The following is a 1,715-nucleotide window of genomic DNA, read 5'->3' on the forward strand; positions in this document are numbered from 1 at the left end:
TACGGTAAGAACTTTCTAATGCGTAACCCCTGTCGGTACTGGGATTACCCCAGGGATGACGCCAGCAAAAGATTTGGTCTCAACGATTTAGTTTCGTACATTTGCGATGCCCCTCCTGCAATTAGGAGGATTTTGGACAGCAAGAACTCACGGGGCGTGACTTGACAGGAGCCTACCAGTTTAAAGTCTAGAACTAAATAGTATATGCTTGTATGATATTTATTACCACCAAGTACATAACACATAATGAAGCTACATATGTAGCTATTCCTTTATGAAAAATATTTTGTCAATAATCTTATTACAACTTCTTTTTCTTGTTGATTCCTGTTGCGTGGGATCTTCTCAAAACAGCATGTATCATCCAATTGATTCCATATCAACAAATTATTCTCAGAGTAATGTAGCATATTATGGCGTTCGACTTTGGCCGAAGGAGAATTCGAGTGGGGAGGTTAAGAAAGGAAATGTAGAAAATAGAATTTTCCTTGTGTTAGATATGGGTGATACCTTGACTATTGTATCCGATGACTCTCGATTCTTTAATAATAATATTTATTCTATAGCAACCAAGAAGAGGGCTAGGGAAATATATAGGGGATATCAACTGGATTTTGATGATGAAGTCCCCATGGGATTTTGGGCAACATCTTTGTCGGATACGATTCTTTACGAAAAGGCTCCCATAATATCTGCTTGCTATCAGTTGTCCAAGGGTATATTAAGAAGTGACCTTGCAATTGATATGGTTATAAAGGAGGGAATGACAATAGACTCCTTAATAAAGGATACAGAACTCAATAACAGTTCCTTTCCAAATTGTTTGTCGAAATATAAGCATATTGCTATAATACACCCAATGGCCGTTCGTTCAAATTTTGTAAATAAAAAGATGGGGGTAGATTACCAAAAAGGTCTTGGCGACTTCACAATGCTTCTTTTGACAATAGATAATCACAAAATATCATCGATTGAATTTACGAATTTTGGAAAAGAAAGGATGACTGATGGTTTAAGCATAGAAGAATGTTTGAATTTCAGATAAATCTTTTCTGTAAATAAAAACTTGTGCCAGCTATCACCTCACCTATACCTATCAGGAGACTCTACAGCGTAAGAAGTTACAACTCGGTAATGTTCGTGACATCAACTTTGAATAGAAGAAAGGGACGCAGATGAAAACGATTTTATCAAAAACCAGTTTATTGATATTTGTCATATTACTATCTTGTAAGATGGATGCTCAGTGCCTACCAGATAGTAGCCTGTATAGCCATATAACCTATATAGATGGAAAGTGTGAGCGAGAAATAGAATGTATATTTCAAGGGATAGGCAGAAACCCTTTGGATGGAGACACGCTATGGATAGCTTCTGCGATAAAAAAAGAGATAAAAGAGATCCCCAAGAGTTCAGTTTCGTTTGTTTATAAGGGTCAGAATTATTATATCAGTGTAAAAAACGAGTGCGACTCTAGGAGAATTTCCTATGGTGAGAGGATAAGGATGAGAATTCTCTTTTTTGAAGGGATAAAGCAACCATATAGTTTTATACACCCTTTTGCTATCATAACAAAAGTGGAACTCTGTCATCCCCGAAAGACCTGTGTACAAGAGCATATCACCTACCTCTATGATCCCGGCCGAGGGGGTCAGGCTTAGATAAGGTTGTCCGACCTCCCGCGAGGGGAGGTCGTAGGGGTTGGGGGAGGTTGC

2 protein-coding genes are annotated in these 1,715 nt (G+C 38.2%); one reads left to right on the forward strand and one right to left on the reverse strand.

Translation table 11 applies throughout. From position 1 onward, the window contains the following. Positions 1-274 precede the first annotated feature (274 nt). Positions 275-1,045 (forward strand): hypothetical protein, encoded by a 771-nt coding sequence (locus QVO39_RS00090; RefSeq protein ID WP_021902493.1) that lies wholly within the window; start codon positions 275-277, stop codon positions 1,043-1,045. A 367-nt stretch (positions 1,046-1,412) separates the two neighbouring features. Here the strand turns inward: QVO39_RS00090 and QVO39_RS00095 are convergent. Beyond that, positions 1,413-1,715, reverse strand: a 303-nt coding sequence (locus tag QVO39_RS00095; protein ID WP_288171141.1) for a hypothetical protein, incomplete at its 5' end; no start/stop codon positions are given.

This window comes from Porphyromonas sp. CAG:1061 (assembly GCF_000435035.1).
Lineage (GTDB): Bacteria > Bacteroidota > Bacteroidia > Bacteroidales > Porphyromonadaceae > Porphyromonas_A > Porphyromonas_A somerae.